Annotated in this window: 20 protein-coding genes; 11 read left to right on the top strand and 9 right to left on the bottom strand. The window is 50.2% G+C overall.

Annotated elements, in window-relative coordinates:
• Positions 1-76: 76 nt before the first annotated feature.
• A complete protein-coding gene (locus AC4PME_RS17285; RefSeq protein WP_491045760.1) occupies positions 77-967 on the top strand; it encodes an ATP-grasp domain-containing protein in 891 nt (296 codons plus the stop codon).
• Positions 968-1,006: 39 nt separating this feature from the next.
• On the opposite strand, the gene AC4PME_RS17280 is transcribed toward AC4PME_RS17285, so the two are convergent.
• From AC4PME_RS17280 to hslV, 4 genes are all read right to left on the bottom strand, one after another.
• Positions 1,007-2,095, bottom strand: a complete 1,089-nt coding sequence (locus tag AC4PME_RS17280; RefSeq protein ID WP_491045761.1) for an alkene reductase — start codon at positions 2,093-2,095, stop codon at positions 1,007-1,009.
• A 94-nt stretch (positions 2,096-2,189) separates the two neighbouring features.
• A complete protein-coding gene (locus AC4PME_RS17275) occupies positions 2,190-3,077 on the bottom strand; it encodes a LysR family transcriptional regulator (RefSeq protein WP_491045762.1) in 888 nt (295 codons plus the stop codon).
• A gap of 210 nt (positions 3,078-3,287) precedes the next feature.
• Positions 3,288-4,619 carry an ATP-dependent protease ATPase subunit HslU gene (gene hslU / locus AC4PME_RS17270; protein ID WP_119499946.1) on the bottom strand — a complete coding sequence of 444 codons (1,332 nt, stop codon included), beginning with the start codon at positions 4,617-4,619 and terminating at the stop codon, positions 3,288-3,290.
• A gap of 73 nt (positions 4,620-4,692) precedes the next feature.
• On the bottom strand, positions 4,693-5,217 hold the full coding sequence (gene hslV / locus AC4PME_RS17265) for an ATP-dependent protease subunit HslV (protein ID WP_119499945.1): 525 nt from the start codon (positions 5,215-5,217) through the stop codon (positions 4,693-4,695).
• A gap of 122 nt (positions 5,218-5,339) precedes the next feature.
• Here hslV and AC4PME_RS17260 point away from each other — a divergent pair, with 122 nt between their 5' ends.
• Positions 5,340-5,576, top strand: coding sequence for a hypothetical protein (locus AC4PME_RS17260; RefSeq protein ID WP_491045763.1), 237 nt, complete (start codon positions 5,340-5,342; stop codon positions 5,574-5,576).
• Here AC4PME_RS17260 and AC4PME_RS17255 read toward each other — a convergent pair.
• A complete protein-coding gene (locus AC4PME_RS17255) occupies positions 5,573-6,136 on the bottom strand; it encodes an SPOR domain-containing protein (RefSeq protein ID WP_119499943.1) in 564 nt (187 codons plus the stop codon). The two genes, AC4PME_RS17260 and AC4PME_RS17255, sit on opposite strands and share 4 nt — an antisense overlap.
• Positions 6,137-6,292: 156 nt before the next feature.
• Complete coding sequence (gene priA, locus AC4PME_RS17250; protein WP_491045764.1) at positions 6,293-8,464, bottom strand: primosomal protein N'; 2,172 nt, start codon at positions 8,462-8,464, stop codon at positions 6,293-6,295.
• Between the two features lie 176 nt (positions 8,465-8,640).
• On the opposite strand from priA, the gene rpmE reads away from it, so the two are divergent.
• From rpmE to AC4PME_RS17235, 3 genes are all read left to right on the top strand, one after another.
• On the top strand, positions 8,641-8,853 hold the full coding sequence (gene rpmE, locus AC4PME_RS17245; protein WP_119499941.1) for a 50S ribosomal protein L31: 213 nt from the start codon (positions 8,641-8,643) through the stop codon (positions 8,851-8,853).
• 381 nt (positions 8,854-9,234) lie between these two features.
• The gene (locus AC4PME_RS17240) at positions 9,235-10,488 is read left to right on the top strand and encodes a malic enzyme-like NAD(P)-binding protein (protein WP_303573892.1); all 1,254 of its coding nucleotides are present in this window, start codon (positions 9,235-9,237) and stop codon (positions 10,486-10,488) included.
• A 97-nt stretch (positions 10,489-10,585) separates the two neighbouring features.
• The gene (locus AC4PME_RS17235; RefSeq protein ID WP_491045765.1) at positions 10,586-11,794 is read left to right on the top strand and encodes an MFS transporter; all 1,209 of its coding nucleotides are present in this window, start codon (positions 10,586-10,588) and stop codon (positions 11,792-11,794) included.
• Positions 11,795-11,842: 48 nt separating this feature from the next.
• Here the strand turns inward: AC4PME_RS17235 and metJ are convergent, their stop codons facing one another.
• The gene (gene metJ / locus AC4PME_RS17230) at positions 11,843-12,166 is read right to left on the bottom strand and encodes a met regulon transcriptional regulator MetJ (RefSeq protein ID WP_119499938.1); all 324 of its coding nucleotides are present in this window, start codon (positions 12,164-12,166) and stop codon (positions 11,843-11,845) included.
• Positions 12,167-12,322: 156 nt separating this feature from the next.
• Between metJ and metF the strand changes: the two genes are divergently transcribed.
• Positions 12,323-13,207, top strand: coding sequence for a methylenetetrahydrofolate reductase (gene metF / locus AC4PME_RS17225; RefSeq protein ID WP_119499937.1), 885 nt, complete (start codon positions 12,323-12,325; stop codon positions 13,205-13,207).
• Positions 13,208-13,490: 283 nt separating this feature from the next.
• Complete coding sequence (locus AC4PME_RS17220) at positions 13,491-14,375, top strand: virulence factor BrkB family protein (RefSeq protein WP_491045766.1); 885 nt, start codon at positions 13,491-13,493, stop codon at positions 14,373-14,375.
• A 49-nt stretch (positions 14,376-14,424) separates the two neighbouring features.
• Here AC4PME_RS17220 and AC4PME_RS17215 read toward each other — a convergent pair whose 3' ends face one another.
• Positions 14,425-15,075, bottom strand: a complete 651-nt coding sequence (locus AC4PME_RS17215) for a DUF2959 domain-containing protein (RefSeq protein WP_303573895.1) — start codon at positions 15,073-15,075, stop codon at positions 14,425-14,427.
• Positions 15,072-15,314 carry a DUF6677 family protein gene (locus tag AC4PME_RS17210; protein WP_119499934.1) on the bottom strand — a complete coding sequence of 81 codons (243 nt, stop codon included), beginning with the start codon at positions 15,312-15,314 and terminating at the stop codon, positions 15,072-15,074. The genes AC4PME_RS17215 and AC4PME_RS17210 overlap by 4 nt, the downstream gene beginning before the upstream one ends.
• An 86-nt stretch (positions 15,315-15,400) precedes the next feature.
• Here AC4PME_RS17210 and pip point away from each other — a divergent pair, with 86 nt between their 5' ends.
• From pip to AC4PME_RS17190, 4 genes are all read left to right on the top strand, one after another.
• Positions 15,401-16,378 carry a prolyl aminopeptidase gene (gene pip / locus AC4PME_RS17205; protein ID WP_491045767.1) on the top strand — a complete coding sequence of 326 codons (978 nt, stop codon included), beginning with the start codon at positions 15,401-15,403 and terminating at the stop codon, positions 16,376-16,378.
• Entirely contained in the window at positions 16,375-16,812 is a 438-nt protein-coding gene (gene dtd, locus AC4PME_RS17200) for a D-aminoacyl-tRNA deacylase (protein ID WP_491045768.1), read from the top strand. The genes pip and dtd overlap by 4 nt, the downstream gene beginning before the upstream one ends.
• A 140-nt stretch (positions 16,813-16,952) precedes the next feature.
• Entirely contained in the window at positions 16,953-17,873 is a 921-nt protein-coding gene (locus AC4PME_RS17195; protein ID WP_303573898.1) for a bifunctional GNAT family N-acetyltransferase/hotdog fold thioesterase, read from the top strand.
• A gap of 26 nt (positions 17,874-17,899) precedes the next feature.
• On the top strand, positions 17,900-18,245 hold a 346-nt coding region (locus AC4PME_RS17190), incomplete at its 3' end, for a DUF6597 domain-containing transcriptional factor (protein WP_491529670.1).

The following is an 18,245-nucleotide window of genomic DNA, read 5'->3' as shown; positions in this document are numbered from 1 at the left end:
GCCTGATGATGCTGCGCGGACAGGGTTGTCTCCCGCTCCTGTTGGCGTCAGCATCATTTTTAAAAGGACGTAATGTATGATTCTTTGTCTGGGTGATGAATCAGACCATCAACTACAGCATGTAGTAACAACACTTCACGACCTACAGGAAGAAACACTGATCCTCAATACGGCGAACCTGGGCGATCAGTTAAAGTTGCAATGGCAACCGCTTAAAAATGCCTTCACCCTTGTTGTCGATAACGAATACGTGGATATTGACGAAGCCGGCGCCTTTTGGTGGCAGCGCTTTTCAGCTCCACCGGCAGCAAATCCTGTTGCCGGTAAAAATCAAATCAGTGCACTGTCACCGCTTTTTTATCATCAGCCTGAGCGCTGGTTTAACCCGCTGAGCGCCATTCGTTTTCACCAGGCCAAGCCCGTGCAATTGCAAACAGCATCAGCACTGGGCGCTACCATTCCCGAGACACTCATCAGCAATGATGCCACAGCCCTCAAACACTTCGCTGAGCAGTTTCAGGATGTCATTATCAAACCGGTTTCCGGTGGTGCCCACACCACCTTGCTTCGTCAGCATGGCGTGTATATCAGTGAACATTTGCATCAGCAGGATACCGGTGCGGTGACGTTACAGGCCCGGATTGACGGGCTTGATGTGCGCACGTACGTTATTGGTGATGAGGTTTTTTCCGGTGTTATCTATTCGGATAAGCCGGATTACCGTACCGATGAGTGCGCAGAGGCGCAGGCTACAGACATCCCTGAGGATATCCGCTCACTGGCCAGAACAATTTGCGCCGCTTTCGGGATGAAATGGTGTGCCATTGACTGGCGGTGTAACAGTAAAGGCGAGTTTATCTTCCTTGAAGCGAATCCCTGCCCGTACTTTTTAAAATTTGAACATGAAACACAGCACCCGCTCACTGAAACCTTATGCCGGGCGCTGATAACAACAGCGGAACACTAGTCCGCTGCTGTTGATGGAGCCGGTTATCTCAGATAACCGTTATGACGCGACTGGATAATCGGTATAACCTTTCTCTGCGCCACCGAACAAGGTATCAGGATCATGCTCCGCCAGCGCGATGCCGTGTTGTAAACGGGCAGGCAGATCGGGATTCGATACAAAGGGACGACCGAAACCAATCATATCAGCCCAGCCTTCTTCCAGCGCCCGTTCAGCGCGATCACGGGTATATTTGCCGGCATAAATCAAAATACCGTCAAACGCTTCGCGGATGGCCTGTTTAAAACTTACCGCCATTTCCGGCGCGTCATCCCAGTCTGCTTCAGCGATATGTACGTAGCCGGCCTTTAAATCATTCAATGCCCGCACCGCTTCAACGTAGGTCTGTTCAGGGTTTTCATCTACCGCACCGTTCAACGTCGTCAGCGGAGCCAGACGGATCCCCACTGCGCGGCTGTCGAACACTGTGCTGACGGCAGACACGACTTCTTTCAGGAACCGCAGACGGTTCTCCAGGCTGCCGCCGTATTCATCAGTACGGTTGTTGGCTTGTGAATCAAGAAACTGGTTGATGAGATAGCCATTGGCTCCATGCAGTTCGATGCCATCAAATCCGGCATCTTTGGCACATTGCGCCGCGTGCCGGTACTCTTCAACGACCGCTTTGATTTCTTCTTTACTGAGTGCTCTGGGTACAGAAGACTGAACAAAACCCGGTGAGTTATTTTCGTTGATAAATACCTTCACGCCCTCAGCCTGAAGCGCTGAAGAAGAAACCGGTTGCCTGCCACCCGTATTACTTTCGTGGGATACGCGGCCAACATGCCACAATTGCGCAAACATCACACCTCCCGCCCGGTGAACGGCATCTGTGACCTTTTTCCAACCTTTGACTTGCGCTCCGGTGTAGATACCCGGGGTCCAGGCGTAGCCCTTGCCCAGTTCGCTGATTTGCGTACCTTCACTGATAATCAAACCGGCACTGGCACGCTGGGCATAGTAAGTGGCCATTAAATCGTTGGCGACATCACCTGGCTGCGTTGACCGTGAGCGGGTCATCGGGGGCATGACAATACGGTTTTTCAGCGTTTTACCGGCCAGTGAAATACTGTTAAATAATAGACTCATAAAGCCTCCTTCCATTTTCAATGGATGAAGCATATCGCAGCTTATTTAAATCATTAACAGCAATAAATTAAAAACACTTTTGTTATTTTTGCAATTATAGAGTGAGTCGCGGCGCGATATAATCCAGGAATGCAGAGATGCGGGAAGACACGGCACTGTTACGGTAATATACCGCCTGTACCAGTTCCCGCCGGTTCGGACTCAGGACATGGTCTGTCAGCACAGGCACCAACCGGCCGGCCTCAATATCTTCATACGTCATAAAGTGTGAGAGCATCGCCAGCCCCTGCCCAGCCATGCAAAGTTGCCGCACGGTTTCACCGCTTGAGGCACTGATGGCAAATGTAAGCTGCTGAGGACTTTTAAGTGGCCAGTTATTTAAATGCGGCGCATCACTGAAACCGATTAAACGATGCTGCGAAAGGCTTGTAATATCGCCGCTGACCGGATGTTTAGCCAGGTATTGCGGACTTGCCACTACATGTAACCGGCTTCGCCCTAACTTTCTGGCATGGAGATTGGAGTCGCTTAAATCGCCGATACGAATGGCGATATCGGTTTTATGCTCCAGTAAGTCAATGATGCTGTCGTGACTGGTCAGCTCCAGGGATATATCCGGATAGGTGCGGCAGAACCCGTCTATTAACGGTGTCAGCTGATGAAATACAAACGGACTGGCTGCATCAACCCGCAGCTTGCCTGAGGGTGTCCGCCCCAGCAGTCGCAATGCCTCCTCGCCTTTTTCCAGCATGTTCAGACCGTCTCTGGCGTAACGCAGGAAAAGCTCACCTTCTTCCGTCAGCTCTACCCGTCTGGTGGTGCGGTTGAACAGAGTAACATTGAGAGTCTTTTCCAGCCGCGTTACCGAGCGTGATACCCTGGCAACCTGCTGATCCAGCAGCGCTGCGGCGGCAGAGAAACCACCGGTATCCACCACCGTTACAAAGGCTTCTAAATCTTCTGTTTTGGCATTAACCGGCATTGCTCAACCTTTTCATTTTCCACAAAGATTGCGGGTTACTAATTCCATTTTATACAAATAACCAGAAAGAAACCTGACGTATTCGACGCTATCAACTTTGCAGGCAATAAAAAACGCGCAACCGTCAGACAGTCGCGCGTTTTAGTGTTATTGATGAACTGCTACCGTTCAGCCCGGCAGCGACTCATGTGGTAAGTAACAAACAGAGCCTTACAGAATAAAGCGGCTGAGATCTTCGTTGTCTACCAGCGTTTCTAAGTGTGAGTCCACATAGGCTGCATCGATAGTAAAGGTTTCACCGGACTTCTCGGATGCATCGAAAGAAATATCTTCCATCAAACGCTCCAGCACCGTGTGCAGTCGGCGGGCTCCAATGTTCTCAAGGCGCTCGTTTACCTGCCAGGCCGCTTCAGCAATGCGCTGAATGCCAGACTCTTCAAACTTAATTGTCACGCCTTCTGTAGCCATAAGTGCACGATACTGCTCTGTCAGTGCTGCATTCGGTTCAGTCAGAATACGTTTAAAGTCTTCCACTTTCAGTGCTGACAGTTCAACACGGATTGGCAGACGGCCCTGCAACTCTGGAATCAGGTCCGACGGCTTGCTCATCTGGAAAGCACCGGATGCGATAAACAACATGTGGTCAGTTTTCACCATACCGTGCTTAGTCGATACAGTAGAGCCTTCCACCAGCGGTAGCAGATCCCGTTGCACACCTTCACGGGACACATCTGCAGAGTTATTGCCTTCACGCTTACAAATCTTGTCGATTTCATCAATGAACACTATGCCATGCTGTTCAACAGCATGAATCGCTTTTTCTTTCAGATCTTCCTGATTCACCAGACGGGCAGCTTCCTCTTCAGTAAGCATTTTCAGCGCATCTTTGATTTTCAGTTTTTTCTTTTTCTTCTGCGAGTCAGAGTTCAGGTTCTGGAACATCGACTGCAGTTGATTAGTCATGTCTTCCATGCCCGGAGGCGCCATGATTTCAACACCCATTTGCGGCAGTGCAACATCGATTTCAATTTCTTTGTCGTCCAGTTGACCTTCACGGAGCTTTTTACGGAATGCCTGACGGGTGCCACGATCTTCAACCTGCTCTTTTTTACCCCACACGTCTTCCGGTGGTGGCAATAAAGCATCCAATACACGCTCTTCCGCCGCTTCCTCAGCACGGAATTTGACCTTCGTCATTTCCTGCTCTTTAGTCAGCTTTACCGCGATATCTGTCAGATCGCGGATGATCGTCTCAACTTCTTTACCAACATAGCCCACTTCAGTGAACTTCGTGGCTTCAACCTTAATGAAAGGGGCATTTGCCAGTTTGGCCAGGCGGCGGGCAATTTCAGTTTTACCCACACCGGTAGGACCAATCATCAGAATATTCTTAGGCGTGACTTCAACGCGAAGCTCTTCCGGCAGTTGCATCCGGCGCCAGCGGTTACGCAGGGCGATAGACACGGCGCGTTTTGCGTCCTGCTGACCAATGATATGGCGATCTAACTCGTGAACAATTTCTCTGGGTGTCATTTCAGACATAATAAACCTTCTCTTACTAACGCTGATGGTGCTCAGCTACCGGCTGCATGACCGTGATACGGCCTGCAGTCGATCAATAATCCAGTACTTCAACCGTCTGGTGATGGTTGGTATATACGCAGATGTCCCCTGCGATGGTTAAACTCTTTTCTGCTATTTCACGGGCTGACAATTCAGTATTTGCCAGCAGAGCCGTTGCAGCCGCCTGCGCATAAGCACCGCCGGAACCAATGGCAATTAAATCGTTTTCAGGCTGCACTACATCACCGTTACCGGTAATGATGAAAGATGCCGTTTCATCAGCCACCGCCAGTAACGCTTCGAGCTTACGCAGCGCCCTGTCAGTACGCCAGTCTTTAGCCAGTTCCACCGCTGCACGCGTAAGGTGCCCCTGATGGATCTCGAGTTTAGATTCAAAACGCTCGAACAGCGTAAATGCATCAGCAGTACCACCGGCAAAACCCGCCAGCACTTTATTATGGTACAGGCGACGCACTTTTTTCGCGTTGCCTTTCATTACAGTATTGCCCAGAGAAACCTGTCCGTCTCCGGCAATGACGACCTGATTGTCGCGTCTTACAGATACAATTGTAGTCACTACACTTTCCCCATATTCCGGGTGTCGCTGGCTGTCGCGCAGCAAATTAATTTCAATGAAGAGATAAGTGGGGGAAGAGATGATTTTTTCAAGGGACAATCCACCAGCATCAATAAAGACCGGTGTCAGGCCCGCAGACGGAGCAGGACGAAGCCATTACAAACCGTCAGCAGCAGGAAAGCTACTGCAGGGAACTTGGTGATCCTGTGGACGGGATAAGGTATTACCGGCGAGAACCGTCAACCGCATGGATGCGGTTGTCGAGCCCCCAGGGATGGGTTCACGGCGAGTTATCGCCGGTAATGCCGGCCCCGGCCAGAAAGGCTCACCTTCCCAAAGGGCCGGTTTCTCTACCTTAAAGATTCCAGTACAGGATCATGCAGGTGGTGATGTTTACTTTTCTCAGACTGTGTCTTGCTCTTTCTGCATCACGTTTGGTTTGTAACGGCCCCATGATGACACGGAACCATTCACCGTTAGAGCCGGTAGTGGCCCGGACCTGTGCTTCAAGACCCTGAAAGGCGATTTTGGCTTTCATTTCTTCAGCCTGCGAGCGGGTGCGGAATGAACCACACTGGAGTAAATACAGTTTGTCGGATTTTTGTTGCTCCGCTACTTCCACTTCGACTTCGTAGCCGGGTAAGGATTTAATGTACTCCCATTCTTCCTTAGGCAGCTCAGGCAATTCCTCTTCTTCGACAATTTGCGGTAGTGGTTCCATCGGCGAGTCAGCCGTTTCATCAACATTGTCTTTAATCGAGAACAGGAAATAAATCAGACCCAGAATAGCGATCACCACAACCACCAGACGTGCCCAAATCTTAGTCCGGTTCGTCTCCGGCGAAGGCGGCTTGCGTTTATTGTTGTTCTTTTTATTTTGTGGCGCACGACCACGAGCTACATAATCACGTTGTGCCATATCCGGCGTAATATCCCGTCAAATATTGTTTGAAAAAAAGCATCACCTGCTGGCTGATTATCACGTGATTAAATCAGCGCTTTCCGGTGAAACCGCACAGCAGTGTATCGTGAATTTTCCGAAAATGCTGCCGCTATATGCGTTAAGATGCGAATACTAACTGAAGTCAGAGGGATCAACATCCAGTGACCAGCGAACACGGCTTGCCGCCGGCATCGCTGATAATACCGGTAAGGCTTTTCTGAGTAACCCGTTGATATCATTACGCCTCGCTGACTGCAGGACCAGCATAAAACGGTAGCGCCCCTGACGCTTCTCAATCAGACAGGGAAGCGGCCCGTTTAATCTCACCGACGGACTTTGCAACATCGCCCCCGCCTGTTCAAGAAAATCCCACGCCTGTTCAGCATTAGTGGCTTCAGCCCGGATCACCGCCTGAGACTGAAAGGGCGGCATCCATGATAACTTTCTTTCTTCCAGCGCCTGGCGGGCAAAATGCCCGTAACCGTTGTGCACTAAATCCTGTAGCAACGGGTGTCCCGGATTATGCGTTTGTAACCACATTTCCCCCGGCTTCGATGCCCTGCCTGCGCGCCCCGCCAGTTGAGTAACCAGTTGCGCCAGTTTTTCACTGGCACGAAAATCAGCGCTGAATAAGGCGCCGTCGCAGTCCAGTACAACTACCAGTGTTACATGGGGAAAATGATGCCCTTTCGACAATATCTGCGTACCAATCAGCAATTGATACTTCTGCGCGTTAATGTCATCCAGAGAACGTTGCAACTTATCTTTGCCCCGCACCGAGTCGCTGTCGATACGGATTTGCTTCACGGCGGGGAACAACTTCGCCAGACCATCTTCAATCTGCTCCGTTCCCACGCCGGCAGTAATCAGTTTATTTTCACCGCAATGTTCGCACTGGCGGGGTACCGGTCTGGCGCCACCGCAATGATGGCACTGCAAACGTTGCTGGGTGCGGTGAACCGTGTAGGGCCGTTCGCACCGGCGGCAATCATAAGAATGACCACAATGATGGCAGAGCAATGCCGGTGCGTACCCCCGCCGGTTAACAAATACCAGTACCTGATTTCCCATCGACAAATGCTGGCGCATGATGCTCAGCATGCCATCGGCAATACCAAACTGCATCCGCTGGTCCCGTACATCCAGTACCTGCTGATGGGTGTTCGAAGCGCCGCCGGCCCGCCGGGTCAGTTGCAGATGACCATAGCGCTTCGCCAGAGCGTTGTTCAGTGTTTCCAGTGAAGGCGTCGCGGTACCCAGAATAAGAGGAATGTGTTCGGTGCTGGCGCGCATGACTGCGAGATCCCGGGCGTGATATCGCAGTCCGTCCTGCTGTTTGAATGAATCATCATGTTCTTCGTCCACAATGATCATGCCAGGAAATTTCATCGGCGTAAAAATCGCAGACCGGGTACCAATAATGATGCCCAGTTCACCTTCCCGCGCACGCTGCCAGACTGAAAGGCGATCTTTGTCATTCAATTGGGAATGTAATACGCCAATATCGATACCAAAGCGGTTGGCAAAACGGGTAACCGTCTGCGGAGTAAGGCCAATCTCCGGTACCAGAATCAATACCTGTTTACCTGCAGAAAGAATATCTTCAATGGCCTGCAGGTAAACTTCGGTTTTACCGCTTCCGGTGATCCCTTCCAGCAAAAAAGGCGCAAACTTGCCGGCCTGTTGCGACAACGCGCTGATGGCAACCGCCTGCTCTTTATCAGGCAACGGCTTTTTGCCGACATGAAAATAATCGAGCCACATTTTCGGTCGCAAGGGTGGCGGTTTACTTTCGCTGTACACAAAGCCTTTCTCTTCCAGTGCGCTGATGATGGCGGAAGGAAAGGTGTTTTTGAGATCGCCTTCGCGCACAGGCTCATCCGCCAGTGCCTCAAGACAAGCATACTGGCGTTTCGCCCGCTTCAGGGACGCCAGATTTTCATCAATGTTATCGCCGGCATGCCACCAGATTTCATCCACCGGATTCGCCGGTTCGCCCTTGCGCAGCAGGACAGGTAATACAGTGTGAATAACCTCACCCACCGGATGAAGATAATATTGGGATAACCAGTGACACAGTTTCAGCATCACACTGTCGAGCACCGGCCTGTCATCAATGACATGGTGAACCGGTTTGATTTTTCCGCTGTTCTCCGGCGTTTCCGCCTCTCCCAGAACAACGCCGGTTAATGTGCGGGGGCCGAAAGGCACACTGACCCTGCAGCCTGCTTCCGGCAGTGTGTCACAGGAGTAGGTAAAAGCTTGTCGTAACGGTACAGGAACCGCCACCTCAACAAAACGCATAATCTGCCTATATTTTCCGCACTTTTTTACTTATCGTTCTTGATCAAAACGGCGTCATACATTAATATGCGCCGCTCTTTACGGCAAGGCCAGTTGTGCCTTGTATTGAATATAGTTGCGTATGGTGTTCAGCTTCGGGCTGGATTGCGATACGGCCTTATATAATGAGGTAACCCATGAAAGAAGGTATTCACCCTAAATACGAAGAAATTACTGCATCTTGCTCTTGCGGTAATGTTATCAAAGTACGTTCTACTGCAGGTAAAGAACTGAACCTGGACGTATGTTCAAACTGCCACCCGTTCTACACTGGTAAGCAGCGTAACGTTGATACTGGTGGTCGTGTTGACCGCTTCAAGAAGCGTTTTGGTGCACTGGGCAAAAAATAAGTCCGGCATTGAATTGCGAAAAAAGCGCCTTTACGGCGCTTTTTTTGTGCCTTAAATCCGTTACTTAACATACTTAACCCGTGCTTGTCCCGTCACGCTTTACTCACCGGCCCGCCTCACCGTCCAGCCATATAAAATAAATTATAAATTAAAGTTAACTTATAAATTTCATCAATAGTCGGCATTGATAATTCCGTTTTGTGAAGCCGCCCTCCGGCAACTAAAGTAAGCATAAGATAGCTCCTGATCAGATATGTACTGTGAAAGGCGTTGTGTTACATTTGTCGCAAGCTGCGCTTTATAAAGAAAACAAGAGATTAGCGCAGTAACGACAAGTAGTAGTTGTGCAAAGACCAAACCCTGAGAAGGACACACAAAAGAATGTCAGATTTCAGACAACGCGCCCTGGATTACCACGAATACCCTACTCCGGGCAAAATAAAGGTAGAACTGTCGACTCCGGCTGACAGCGTAGATGATTTAGCACTGGCCTACAGCCCCGGCGTGGCCGAGCCGGTACGTGAAATTGCCGAAGATCCGGATGCAGCATACCGCTATACCGCCAAAGGTAATATGGTTGCAGTAATCAGTAATGGTACGGCCATTCTCGGATTAGGTAATCTAGGTCCGCTGGCATCAAAACCAGTGATGGAGGGTAAAGCGTTACTGTTTAAGCGTTTTGCCGGACTGGATGCCATCGATATTGAAGTTAAACACCGGACTACTGAAGAATTCATCAACACGGTTGCCAATATCGCTGATACGTTCGGCGGTATTAATCTTGAAGATATCAAAGCGCCGGAATGTTTCGAAATCGAGCAGGAACTGATCAAACGCTGCAAGATTCCGGTATTCCATGACGATCAACACGGTACCGCCATTGTAACAGCGGCCGGTATGCTCAACGCGCTGGAAATTCAGGGCAAGAACATCGAAGACGCCAAAATTGTTTGTATGGGAGCCGGTGCTGCCGCCGTTGCCTGTATGGAGCTGCTGATCAAGTGCGGCGCCCAGCGTGAACGCATTTATATGCTCGATCGTAAAGGGGTGATTCATACCCGCCGTGACGATCTCACGGAACACAAAATGTTGTTCGCCAACAACACGGACAAACGTACCCTTGACGATGTTATGGATGGTGCGGATATTTTTGTCGGTGTTTCCGGCCCTGACGTACTGCCTCCAGAAACGCTGAAACTGATGGCACCAAACCCGGTGGTATTCGCCTGCTCAAACCCTGATCCGGAAATTAAACCGGAACTGGCCCATGAGGTACGCAGTGACTTGATCATGGCCACAGGCCGTTCAGATTACCCCAACCAGGTGAACAACGTACTGTGCTTCCCGTTCATTTTCCGTGGTGCGCTGGATGTGCGTGCTTCGACCATTAATGACGAAATGAAAGTTGCTGCGGTAGAAGCTTTACGTTCAGTATCGAAAGAGCCTGTGCCTGAAGAAGTATTGAAAGCCAGTAAATCAGCATCGCTGACATTTGGTAAAGATTACATCATTCCTAAACCAATGGATCCCCGTTTGCTTCACCGTATTGCCAGTGCCGTAGCACAGGCAGCGATTGACTCAGGCGTTGCCGGTGTTGAATCCTTACCGGCAAAATACACGGGTAACAAAGACTGATTGAAGCAGACTGACTTCATTTGTTACGGGCCGGTTACACTACCGGCCCGTTTTCGTTTATCTTCCCGCTTCCCCTAATCTGACGGACAAAGATTTCATGTGGTCAAAAGCACTTATCGGGCTCATCATCGGACGAATAGCTACCACGCTTATCGGCTCAACTATGGCAGTCAGCATCGGCTGGCATTTATATGAAGCCACCGGCGAGGCCTTTGACCTGGCACTGGTAGGCATTTTTCAGATTGTGCCGGTAATCAGTTTATTCCTCGTGGCGGGCTGGGCTGCAGACAACTTTTCCCGCAAAAGTATTCTGTTAATTTCTGCCGGATTACAGTTACTGGTGGTGCTGGCCGTCGCTTTGCTGATGAATCAGCCGGAACTGAATAAATGGGCGCTGTTTTGCTCGTTATCGGTATTAGGCGCAGGGCGGGCTTTCTTCGCACCGGCCATTCAGTCTGTGTTGCCGAATATCGTCAGCACGGATCATCTGGGGCGTGCGGTGGCTGCCATAAGCTCTATCTGGAATATCGCCTTAACCGTGGGGCCTTTCCTCGCGGGTGTGTTACTGGCAGCGCTCGACCGTCAGCTCTACTGGGTGCTCATCATTTTCGGCCTGTTTACACTGGGTGGCTTTTCTTTGTTGCCTGCTCTGAACATTCATTCAGAGCGCAAACTGGCGCTCAAAGACATATTCAGCGGTGTGGAATACCTGATGCACAACAACGTTGTCCGCGGAGCGCTGTTTACTGATCTTGTGGTTATACTTTGTGGCAGTGTCATGGCCATATTACCTGTGTTTGTGAAAGACGTCTTACATGAAGGTCCGGAAACACTGGGTTTATTGCGGGCCATGCCGGCTGTGGGTGCGACGCTTATCGGTCTGACAATGGTACGACGTAAACGGGCTATTGAACGCAACGGCCCGCTGCTGTTCTGGTCACTGATCCTTTTCAGCTTTTCTATTATCGGCTTTGCCTTTTCACAAAATCTTTATGTGGCTTGCTTCGCTTTGCTGATTTATGGCGGTTCAGACATGATAAGTGTGGTGATCAGAAGCTCAGTGGTACAAATTATGACACCGGACGCTCTACGTGGCCGGGTGAGTGCAGTGAACTCCCTGTTCATCGCGTCTTCCAACGAACTCGGAGATTTCAGAAGTGGTTCGGTGACGGCAGCTGTTGGTCCGGTAGCCTGCGCGGTTGCGGGCGGAGTAATGAGCCTGGGTATTGTGCTCCTGTTCCGTTCAACTTTCCGGCCCCTGTTCGAATTGCAAAAAATCGAGCCGCCCTCAGCCAGACAAGACTAAGCTTGCCCCTGATACAAAAAAGCCAGAGTGATTCGCTCTGGCTTTACTTTATTCTTCTTCGTTGTCGGCGGTGGGGTCGATCCCCATCTCTTCCATCATTTTCCTTGCAACGGCAGGAACACGGTTAGGGTTATCTTTGCGCAAATCGTCGTCGTCAGGCAGCGGCTGCCCGGTGAAAGCATGAAGGAATGCTTCGCACAGTAACTCTGAATTCGTCGCGTGACGCAGGTTATTAATTTGTCTGCGGGTTCGCTCGTCTGTGAGCACCTTAAGCACATTAATCGGAATAGAAACAGTGACTTTCTTTACTTGCTCACTCTTTTTTCCATGCTCTGCGTAAGGGTGTATATACTTACCATTCCATTCTGCCATGTGAAATCTCGGACTGCCTGTTATTTTACTTTATAAGCGGAAATTCTAAACAATGTAGCGAAAAGGTCAATTAAGCCGTGTAAACCTCTTGACGTCCAGACATATATTAATTAGTTTAGACGTCTAAACGTCCAAAGAATTGAGTGAGTCAACAAAATGGTTTCCTATGCACAAGGTATCGACGCCTTAAACCAGTCATTGTCCGAATTGCGTGACATTGATGTCTCTTTTGAATTTTTTCCGCCTAACTCGGAAAAGATGGAACAAACGCTGTGGAAATCTGTTGAACGCCTGGCGCCTCTTAAGCCTTCTTATATGTCTGTGACCTACGGTGCAAACAGTGGTGAGCGTGACCGTACCCATGATGTTGTTAAACGCATTCAACAACAAACCGGTGTACAGGCAGCCCCTCACCTGACCTGTGTGGACGCAAGCCGTGATGAACTCAAACAAATTGCTCAGGAATACTGGGATTCGGGTATTCGCCGCATTGTTGCTCTGCGTGGCGATTTACCGAAGGGCGTAGATAAAACCGAAATGTATGCTTCTGATCTGGTGGCACTGCTGAAAGACGTAGCAGACTTTGATATTTCCGTTGCTGCCTATCCGGAAAAACATCCGGAAGCACCGAATGCCCAGTTCGACCTGCTTAACCTGAAGCGTAAAGCGGAAGCCGGGGCTTCTGAAGCAATTACTCAGTTCTTTTTTGACACCAGTGTTTACCTGCGTTTCCGTGACCGTGCTGCTGCAGCCGGTATCGATTTGGATATCGTTCCCGGGATCCTGCCGGTGACGAATTATCAGACACTGATTAAGTTTGCCGGTTTCACCAATGTTCACGTACCGGGCTGGCTGCACAAGATGTACGAAGGGCTGGATGACGATGACCAGGCAACACGTAATCTGATTGGCGCAAACATCGCCATGGAGCAAGTAAAAGTGCTGGCGAAAGAAGGGGTGAAACACTTCCACTTCTACACCCTGAACCGCTGCGAACTCAGCTACGCCATCTGCCACATGCTGGGCGTTCGCGCCGGCTAACGAGAGGCGGACGTATTACGGTATCTCCGCTGGATGCGGAGGCTAGGGGAAAAACACGCCGGAACTCCATCCCTGGAGGCTCGACTGCAGCATCCTTGCTGCAGACGGTTTTTCCCCTAGCCTCCTCCTCCTTATCGCTACGATACCTGACTATTCTCGTCAATTCGCCACTGCGCCAGAGATTACAATCTGCTGAGAAATCAACAAAACATTCCCCCCATGACTACGAATGGTTACACTGTACAAGCATGAAACTATCCGTGCAGTTTGAAAGGAGTCTGTTTTGACAGATAATCGCTGGGTAAAGCTGTGGAATGACAAACGTCCCGCACTCAATGCCTTCTTCCATATTTTTCTGCGCCGCTGTAAAGCGGACAACATTACTATCTCGGCCGGACACCTGGCGTACGTGACACTGCTGTCACTGGTGCCGTTCATCATGGTGACATTTACTGTTATGTCAGCCTTCCCGGCTTTTGCATCAGTACGCAGTAAACTGGAACAATTCGTTTTCTCTAATTTTGTCCCAACTGCCGGCGATGTCGTCCAGCAGTACATGACCGATTTTGTTTCCAATGCCTCGGAAATGGGGGCTGTGGGTATTTTGTCGTTACTGGTCGTCGCCCTGCTGCTGATTTCAAATGTGGATAAGACCCTGAACCGTATCTGGCGTACGCAAAGCGACCGGCCGGTTATTTATACTTTTGCCATCTACTGGATGGTGATTACTCTGGGACCCATGCTCATGGGCTCCAGCGTGGCAATCAGCTCATATCTGGTTGGCGTGGCGGAGTTTGCTGAAGAATACACGCCCGGCGTGGGTACCTTTATGCTCACTCTGATCCCGAGTTTCGCTGCACTGCTGGCTTTCGTGATTCTTTACCTGCTGGTGCCCAACCGCCGTGTGCGCTATTCCCACGCTCTCATCGGTGCGGTCGTCGCGACTATCTGCTTTGAGTTCACGAAAAAAGGGTTTGCTCTTTATATTACTAACTTTACTTCATATCAGGTGATATACGGTGCGCTGGCCGTGCTGCCAATACTGTTTTTGTGGGTTTATGTATCGTGGATGGTGGTGCTGATTGGTGCTGAATTTACCTGCAGTATGGAAGATGCCTTCGGTGACATCAGAGCCAGTGAAGAGCCGCGGAAGGTCCCTCTGGAATAGGCATAAAAAAAGCTGGCAGTAATCTGCCAGCTTTTCAGTTTTGAGTCTTTCAGTTTTTCATGGTGCGGATAAACGCATCTGACTCTGCAACCGACGCTTTCATCTCGTTGATTAAACGGGACACGTCCTGCTGAATAGTTTTCAGCTCACCTTCCAGCGCGCCCACTGCACTGGCATTCAGGTTATGCTTCAGATAAAGCACATTATCCTGAAGCGCCGTCAATACCGGTTCCATGCGGCTCTCAGCCTTTCTCATGGCCTTAATCATGGTCTCGTACTGGCGACGGGTCGCACGGAGCTTTTCTGCACTGGAGCGGCGCAGTTTGTCGCTGTCGTATTTCTCCAGTTCATCTTCCCATTCAGAAAACAGAGCTTCCGCAACGCTTTCTACCTTGTCGATACGGGCAGTAACGTCGGCGGCGGCAGCCTGGCTGTCCTGAAATTCGCCGTTAAGTTCATCGTAAACGTCTTCCAGTTCACCGCCATTGAAATTAATCAGCGCGCTGAACTCTTCCAGCGCATCTGCAAACTGTTCCTGCGCCTCTTCCTGAGACTCTTTCGCGTTTTCAACACGGTCGACCAGAATGTCCCGCTTCTCTACGCCAAGCTTCTCCCAGGCGCCGTAATAAGCAGACTGACATCCGGACAGTGCAACGCAAGCTGCGACTGCCAGTAAACCGGTCTTAACATTACCCATCATAACTGTACCTCAGGCCCCCTGTAGCGGGCGGCATCAATAATGGCCCACAGGTGGAAAATCGCCCCCACCGGCCACAGAAAAAAGAAAATGACTGTTGCGGCAAGCCCGTAACAGGCGAAACAAATCACGAAGAACACGAATGCTCTTAAGATCCGCCCCTGGACCAGATGACCTAATCCGGGAATAAAAAAGTTACAGATTGCTGCAATGACGTTACCGCCTGAACCCTGACCTGCCATATAAACTTCCTCGTATATTACGTAAATATGTGTTTTAGTAGCTAAACTAAACCAAAAAAACCAGACATACAACGCACTGAAATAAAATGAAACGACTTTACCCTGACATTGGATGTTACAGCAGTGGGTATTTTGACACGGGTGACGGTCACTCACTGTATTACGAAGAAAGTGGCAATCCGGATGGATTTCCCGTTCTGTATTTACATGGCGGTCCGGGCGCAGGTTTATCTCCGGGTTACAGGCGCTTTTTCGATGGCAACCGTTTCCGCATCATTGCATTTGAACAGCGTGGATGTGGCCGTTCAAAGCCTTTCGGTTCTCTGGAAAACAACACTACACAACATATTCTGGGCGACATAAAAGGCTTAAGACAACTATTAGGTGTAGAACAGTGGATCCTGTTTGGTGGTTCGTGGGGCTCAACACTAGCTTTACTTGCGGCAATCGATGCGCCGGATACCGTATCCGGACTCATTCTGCGGGGCGTTTTTCTGGCCAGGCAAGAAGACCGGGACTGGTTTATCTCTCATCAGGGGGCAGCGGCGACCCTCTTCCCGGAACACTACGAACTCTTTATAGATGGTATTGAGGGCGAGCTGAATACCGCCTCTGTGTGTGCCCACTACCGCAAGCTGTTTGACTCCTCTGACGATCTTCAGCGACTCAGTGCCCTGAAACACTGGTACATCTGGGAAGAACGCCTTTCAAGGCTGTCACTGCCCGCAGGAACCGGAGAACTCACCGGCCATTATCCGGTTGGCCTGATGACCAGCCTGGCTAAACTTGAATGCCATTACCTGGCTAACCACTGTTTTATTCCCGAAGATTTTATTCTGCAGAATACAGCGGCTATCAGCCACATTCCGGGCACTATCGTTCACGGCCGCTACGATGTAATATGCAGCACAAAAGGGGCATACACGTTACATAAAGCGTGGACAAACAGTGAATTGCAGATAGTTCAGGAAGCCGGACACAGCACATCCGAGCCGGGCATAGCACTGGCTCTTTGCAGGGCCACCCGTGATATGTCCCGTTATCTCAGGGAGAAAAAGCGTTGATTGGATTAGTACAACGGGTATCTGAAGCCAGTGTAAAAGTAGACGGTGATGTCACCGGAGCCATCGGACATGGCATACTGTTGCTCCTCGGAGTAGAAAAAGAAGATGGCGAAGAGCAAATCGAAAAACTCGCCCGCAAAGTAGCGAATTACCGGATATTCAGTGATGACGACGGTAAGATGAACCTGAATATTCAGCAGGCCGGCGGCGCGGTACTGGTCGTTTCACAATTTACGCTGGTGGCTGATACGCAAAAAGGAAATCGTCCGGGGTTTTCAAAAGGCGCCAGTCCTGCTTATGGCGAAGCCATTTATAACCGCTTCACAGAACACCTCAGTTCGCTGGGCATTCCGGTCCGGACCGGACGTTTCGGTGCAGATATGAAAGTTTCACTGATTAACGACGGGCCGGTTACATTCCATTTCGCCGTGTAATTTTCTGCAAACGTTTCACATTTCAATTATTTATTCTCTTAATCCCGGCCGGATAGCCTGATATCGGTGAATTGCCTTGTTAAGCAGGGTCACCTTAGGGTTAAATGGGCGACGGATGCATTTTTAAAAAGGCTCATACATTGTTTAGAGTAGCCACACCGAAAACAGAAGAAGAACTAGAAAAATACTTCACGTTTCGATGGACTTATCTGCGCCAGCCATGGAATTTTCCTCCCGGTTCAGAAAAAGATGAGTATGAACAGGTTGCGGAGCACCGTGTCATCGTAAACGGCAAGGGAGACATTGTTGCCGCCGGTCGCGTTCACCTGAATACGGCAGAAGAAGCTCAGATTCGTCACATTGCTGTGAACTCTGATTATCAGCGCAGAGGCCTCGGCCAGATGATTCTGGGGGCGCTGGAAGGCGTTGCCCGTGAGATGGGCGCAATACGGGCTGTAACCAACAGCCGCGAAACCTCCATCGATTTTTTCAGCTCCTGCGGCTTCGTTATCGAACGGGAAGCCCCGAATGAACTGGGTATGCTGAAACGCCAGCAAATGGTGAAGAAGCTTACTGATCCCGGGATCGTTATGCTGCACCCGAAATGGTGCAAAGAGCTTCAGGACACCTGGACCGAAACAATCCCGATCACCGAACACATGGGCATCAAATTGCATCAGTATACCGGCCGTACACTGGAGACACGGGCCTCGCTGAATAAAAATATCAATATTCACGGTACTATGTTCGCCGGCAGTATTTTTTCTCTGGCCACTCTCACCGGCTGGGGGATGATTTTCCTGCAACTGAAAGAACGCCAGCTGATGGGCGATATTGTACTGGGTGACGGTGATATTCACTATCATAAGCCGATTACAATGAAACCCCGTGCCACCTGTCATGTGGAGAGCTTAAGCGGCAAATTTGCTCCCTTAGAAAAACGCAAGAAATGCAGTTTCACATTGCAGGTCGATATTATGGATGACGACAACGCCGTGGCTGAATTCCGTGGTGTTTTCTGGGTACTTCCTCCTAAGAAAGAGCAGGACGAAGAAGAGTAATTAATCGTGCGGCGGCAGGTTACGTTATGACAGTCATCATACCCCCACAGCAAGTTATTCCCGCCGCATCGCTTACCGCCGGGCACATGACTTTTGTGCCCGTACCGGCTCATTTAAAGCCCTGGCTGCACTCTGTGTGGCAGTCTGAATATGCCACCCATACTGCGCTGTCCACAGAACGGTGCTATCCGGATGGCGGCCATAGCCTGACATTCTCAGTCGATGATGCTTGTTATGACGCCACCGTGTTATTCGGAACGAAAACCGGCAATTTATCAAAATTCAATCGTCCCTCTGCTGTCAGTTTCCGGTTTCATCCCGGCGCTTTCTCAGAATGTTTCGGTATAAAAGCAGAGTCGGTACCACAGAATA

The sequence above is a fragment of the Alteromonas sp. genome (assembly GCF_984505615.1).
Note: the sequence above shows the minus strand (reverse complement) of the source record. Positions and strands in the feature narration are given on the sequence as shown.

Excerpts from the sequence above, each read along its gene's own strand:
- AC4PME_RS17240 (WP_303573892.1), top strand. The coding sequence starts at position 9,235 with ATGTCAGATTTCAGACAACGCGCCCTGGATTACCACGAATACCCTACT.
- metF (WP_119499937.1), top strand. The coding sequence starts at position 12,323 with ATGGTTTCCTATGCACAAGGTATCGACGCCTTAAACCAGTCATTGTCC.
- AC4PME_RS17210 (WP_119499934.1), bottom strand. The coding sequence starts at position 15,314 with ATGGCAGGTCAGGGTTCAGGCGGTAACGTCATTGCAGCAATCTGTAAC.
- rpmE (WP_119499941.1), top strand. The coding sequence starts at position 8,641 with ATGAAAGAAGGTATTCACCCTAAATACGAAGAAATTACTGCATCTTGC.
- AC4PME_RS17255 (WP_119499943.1), bottom strand. The coding sequence starts at position 6,136 with ATGGCACAACGTGATTATGTAGCTCGTGGTCGTGCGCCACAAAATAAA.
- AC4PME_RS17275 (WP_491045762.1), bottom strand. The coding sequence starts at position 3,077 with ATGCCGGTTAATGCCAAAACAGAAGATTTAGAAGCCTTTGTAACGGTG.
- AC4PME_RS17235 (WP_491045765.1), top strand. The coding sequence starts at position 10,586 with ATGTGGTCAAAAGCACTTATCGGGCTCATCATCGGACGAATAGCTACC.
- pip (WP_491045767.1), top strand. The coding sequence starts at position 15,401 with ATGAAACGACTTTACCCTGACATTGGATGTTACAGCAGTGGGTATTTT.
- AC4PME_RS17285 (WP_491045760.1), top strand. The coding sequence starts at position 77 with ATGATTCTTTGTCTGGGTGATGAATCAGACCATCAACTACAGCATGTA.
- AC4PME_RS17215 (WP_303573895.1), bottom strand. The coding sequence starts at position 15,075 with ATGATGGGTAATGTTAAGACCGGTTTACTGGCAGTCGCAGCTTGCGTT.
- AC4PME_RS17280 (WP_491045761.1), bottom strand. The coding sequence starts at position 2,095 with ATGAGTCTATTATTTAACAGTATTTCACTGGCCGGTAAAACGCTGAAA.
- metJ (WP_119499938.1), bottom strand. The coding sequence starts at position 12,166 with ATGGCAGAATGGAATGGTAAGTATATACACCCTTACGCAGAGCATGGA.
- priA (WP_491045764.1), bottom strand. The coding sequence starts at position 8,464 with ATGCGTTTTGTTGAGGTGGCGGTTCCTGTACCGTTACGACAAGCTTTT.
- hslU (WP_119499946.1), bottom strand. The coding sequence starts at position 4,619 with ATGTCTGAAATGACACCCAGAGAAATTGTTCACGAGTTAGATCGCCAT.